The sequence below is a fragment of the Pseudonocardia pini genome, from assembly GCF_013870575.1.
Lineage (GTDB): Bacteria > Actinomycetota > Actinomycetes > Mycobacteriales > Pseudonocardiaceae > Pseudonocardia > Pseudonocardia pini.
This window is the reverse complement of the sequence record NZ_JACBXB010000595.1, coordinates 1-3552: the sequence shown is the minus strand read 5'-3', so window position 1 is coordinate 3552 and position 3552 is coordinate 1. Positions and strand designations below refer to the sequence as shown.

Genomic DNA, 3552 nt, shown 5'->3' with positions numbered 1-3552 from the left:
TGCAGCAGGACGGGCCCGGTGACCCGCGGGTCGGGGTCACCGGGGCCTCGTACGGCGGCGGGCTCTCGCTGCTGCTCGCGGGCTACGACCGGCGGGTCGACTCGATCGCCCCGGTCATCACCTGGAACGACCTCAACCAGGCCCTGTTCCCCAACGCCGCCGCCACCGGCCCGCTGCCGGAGGACACCCCCGCGCACGGCGCCTTCGCGGGCGACGGGGTGTTCAAGAAGGGCTGGGCGGGGATCCTGTTCTCCGTCGGCTCCGCGGGGCCCGGCGCGGGCGGGGCGGGCGGAGCGGACGACTCGGCGGGCGCGCCGGCGGCGGCGGGCTCGGCGGGGGGTGCGCCCGCGAACGGCGCGACTGCGGGTGGCCCGGCCGGGGCGGACCCGACGCCCGGGGCTCCGGTGGCAGGCGGGCCCGGCGCCCTCCCGGTGACCTGCGGCCGCTTCACCGCCGAGGTCTGCGCGGCCTACACCGACGCCGCCACCACCGGCAGCCTCTCCCCCACGACGCAGGCCCTCCTCGCCCGGTCCTCGCCCGCCTCGGTCACCGACCGGATCACCGCGCCGACGCTGCTGGTCCAGGGCGAGCAGGACACCCTGTTCGGCCTCGACCAGGCGGACGCGAACGCCCGCCAGATCGCCGCGAACGGCACCCCGGTGCAGGTGGACTGGTTCGCGGGCGGGCACGACGGCGGTGCCCCCGACCAGGCCGTCCGGGACCGGATCGGCGAGTGGTTCGACTTCCACCTGCGCGGCACGGGTCCCGATCCTGGCACCGCGTTCCGCTACGAGGTCGAGAGCGGGATCCGGGCGGGGAACAGCACCCCCACCACCCGCTCGGTGATCGCCGACGGCTACCCGGGGCTCACCGGCGGGGCCGTGGCCACCGAGTCCGTGGCGCTCGCCGGCGACCCCCAGGTCGTCGCGAACCCGCCCGGGGGCAACCCGGCCGCGATCACCTCGCTCCCGGGGTTCGGCGGCGTGCTCGGCAGCCTGGGCAGCAGGCTCAGTGCCTTCACCGCGGTCCTCCCCGGCCAGTCCGCCGTGTTCTCCTCGGAGCCGATGCCTGCGCAGACGGTCGTGGCGGGCGCTCCGCGCGTCACCGTCGACGTCGCACGGGTGCCGGGCCAGCCCGCTCCCGCCGAGGCGGTGCTGTTCGCGAAGGTCTTCGAGGACTCCCCGGGCGGCCAGCGCGCCCTGCTGGGCAGTGCCGTGGCCCCGGTCCGGATCGCCGTCCCCGCGGACGGTGGGTCCGCCCGGGTCAGCGTGACGCTGCCCGGCGTCGTCGCGCCGATCGAGGCCGGGAACCGGCTGGTCGTGTCGCTGGGCACCACCGACCAGGGCTACGGCTCGCCCACCGAGCCCGCGGTCTGGCAGGTGGGGCTGGCCTCGGGCACGGACCTCAGTGTCCCGGTCGTCCCCGGACGGTCGGTCACCGCGAACACGGTGCCGCTCTGGCCGCTCGTCGGCATCGCGATCGTGCTGGCCGCCGCGCTGGTGGCCTGGCTCGTGGCCCGGCTGCTCCGGCGCCGTCGCGAGGTCCCGCCCGCGGGCGCGGCCGACGCCCCGCCGCTGGAGATCAGCGGCCTCGCCAAGACGTACAAGGGCGGCTTCAGCGCGGTCAAGGAGGTCTCGTTCACCGTGCGGCAGGGCATGGTGCTCGGCCTGCTGGGCCCGAACGGGGCGGGCAAGACCACCGTGCTGCGGATGCTGATGGGCCTGATCGCGCCCACCGCGGGCACCATCAGGGCCTTCGGCGAGCCGATCGGCCCGGGCGCCCCGGTGCTGGCCCGGATCGGCGCGTTCGTGGAGGGTCCCGGGTTCCTCCCGCACCTGTCGGGGGCGGACAACCTGCGGCTCTACTGGGCCGCGACCGGCCGGCCGACGGAGGAGGCGCACCTCGAGGAGGCGTTGGAGATCGCGGGGCTCGGCGAGTCCGTGCACCGGCGCGTCGGGACCTACTCCCAAGGCATGCGGCAGCGGCTCGCGATCGCCCAGGCGATGCTGGGCCTGCCGGAGCTCCTGGTGCTCGACGAACCCACCAACGGGCTCGACCCGCCCCAGATCCACGCCATGCGGGACCTGCTGCGGCGCTACGCCGAGGGCGGGCGCACCGTGCTCGTCTCCAGCCACCTGCTGGCGGAGGTCGAGCAGACCTGCAGCCACGTCGTGGTCATGCACCACGGCAAGGTGGTCGCCACCGGGACCGTCGACGAGATCATCGCCGGCGGCGGGGCGGCGAGCTTCGGCGTCGACGAGCCCGCGAAGGCCGTCGAGGTGCTGTCCGCGCTCACCGGGGTCCGGGAGGTCGCGGCCGAGGGCACGCTCGTGCACGCCGAGCTCAACGGCACCCCGCGCGCGTCGGCGGTGCAGGCCCTGGTCGCCGCGGGGGTCTCGGTGGAGTCCGCGGGCCCGCGGCGCCGCCTCGAGGACGCGTTCCTGCAGCTCGTGGGAGAGGACACCGCACCGTGAGTGACCGGAAGTACTCGGACGTCTCGACGCGGAAGGGGCACGTCGGGCTGCTGGCCGCGGACGGGTCCCCCGCCGCGTCGTACCGGCCGGGGCGGACCCTGCCGCTGCGGATCGAGCTGGTGCGCCAGCTCAAGCGCCGCCGCACGCAGGTCACGTTCGGGCTGGTCGCGCTGCTGCCGGTGATCCTCTGGATCGCCTTCTCGCTGAGCTCCGACGACGAGACGGGCCAGTCGGTCAGCCTCGTCGACCTGGCGCAGGGCAGCGGGTCGAACTTCGCGATCTTCGCCCTCTTCGCGTCGGCCGGGTTCCTGCTGGTCGTGGTGGTCGCGCTGTTCTTCGGGGACACCATCGCCTCCGAGGCGAGCTGGTCGTCGCTGCGCTACCTGCTGGCGGCTCCCGTCCCGCGGTCGCGGCTGCTTCGGCAGAAGGCCCTGGTGGCCGGGTTCCTGTCGCTGGTGGGGGTGATGCTGCTGCCGGTCGTCGCGCTGGTCGTGGGCACGCTCGCGTACGGCACCGGCGACCTCGTGAGCCCCACCGGCGAGTCCCTGGCCTACGGGACCGCGGTCGCCCGGGTCCTCCTCGGCGGGCTGTACGTGGCGCTGAACCTGTTGTGGGTGGCCGGGCTGGCCACGCTGCTCTCGGTGAGCACCGACGCGCCCCTCGGCGCGGTCGGCGGGGCCGTGATGGCGTCCATCGTGTCGCAGATCCTCGACCAGATCACCGCGCTGGAGGACCTGCGGAACTACCTGCCCACCCACTACGCCAACGCGTGGTCCGGGCTCTTGAGCTCGGCGCCGGACTGGGGCGACATGACCCGGGGCCTGTTCAGCAGCGTCCTGTTCGCCACGGTCTTCTTCGCGGCGGCGGCCTGGCGCTTCCACCGCAAGGACATCACGAGCTGAGGAGCTCCCGGATGCCCGGCGCGGTCGAGGTCTCCAGGAAGGTCCCGGTGACCAGCTCCACGCGGACGTCGTCGGCGATGCGGTAGGGCCGGGCCAGGAGGAGACCCCCGAGGGTGCGGCGGAGCCTGCTCATCTCCGCGCGCACGGTCACCAGGTGGGCTCGGTCCCCGAGCAGA

Annotated in this window: 2 protein-coding genes and 1 pseudogene; 2 read left to right on the top strand and 1 reads right to left on the bottom strand. The window is 75.1% G+C overall.

Annotated features, from left to right (window positions below; genetic code table 11):
• Together H5J29_RS25445 and H5J29_RS25440 are read left to right on the top strand one after the other, a co-directional pair.
• On the top strand, window positions 1–2474 hold a 2474-nt coding region (locus H5J29_RS25445), incomplete at its 5' end, for an ABC transporter ATP-binding protein (protein WP_181783549.1).
• Entirely contained in the window at window positions 2471–3376 is a 906-nt protein-coding gene (locus tag H5J29_RS25440; protein ID WP_181783548.1) for an ABC transporter permease, read from the top strand. The genes H5J29_RS25445 and H5J29_RS25440, both read left to right, overlap by 4 nt.
• Here H5J29_RS25440 and H5J29_RS35400 read toward each other — a convergent pair.
• Window positions 3366–3552, bottom strand: a pseudogene (locus H5J29_RS35400) (transcriptional regulator); the annotation flags it as partial. The gene H5J29_RS25440 and the pseudogene H5J29_RS35400 overlap by 11 nt on opposite strands.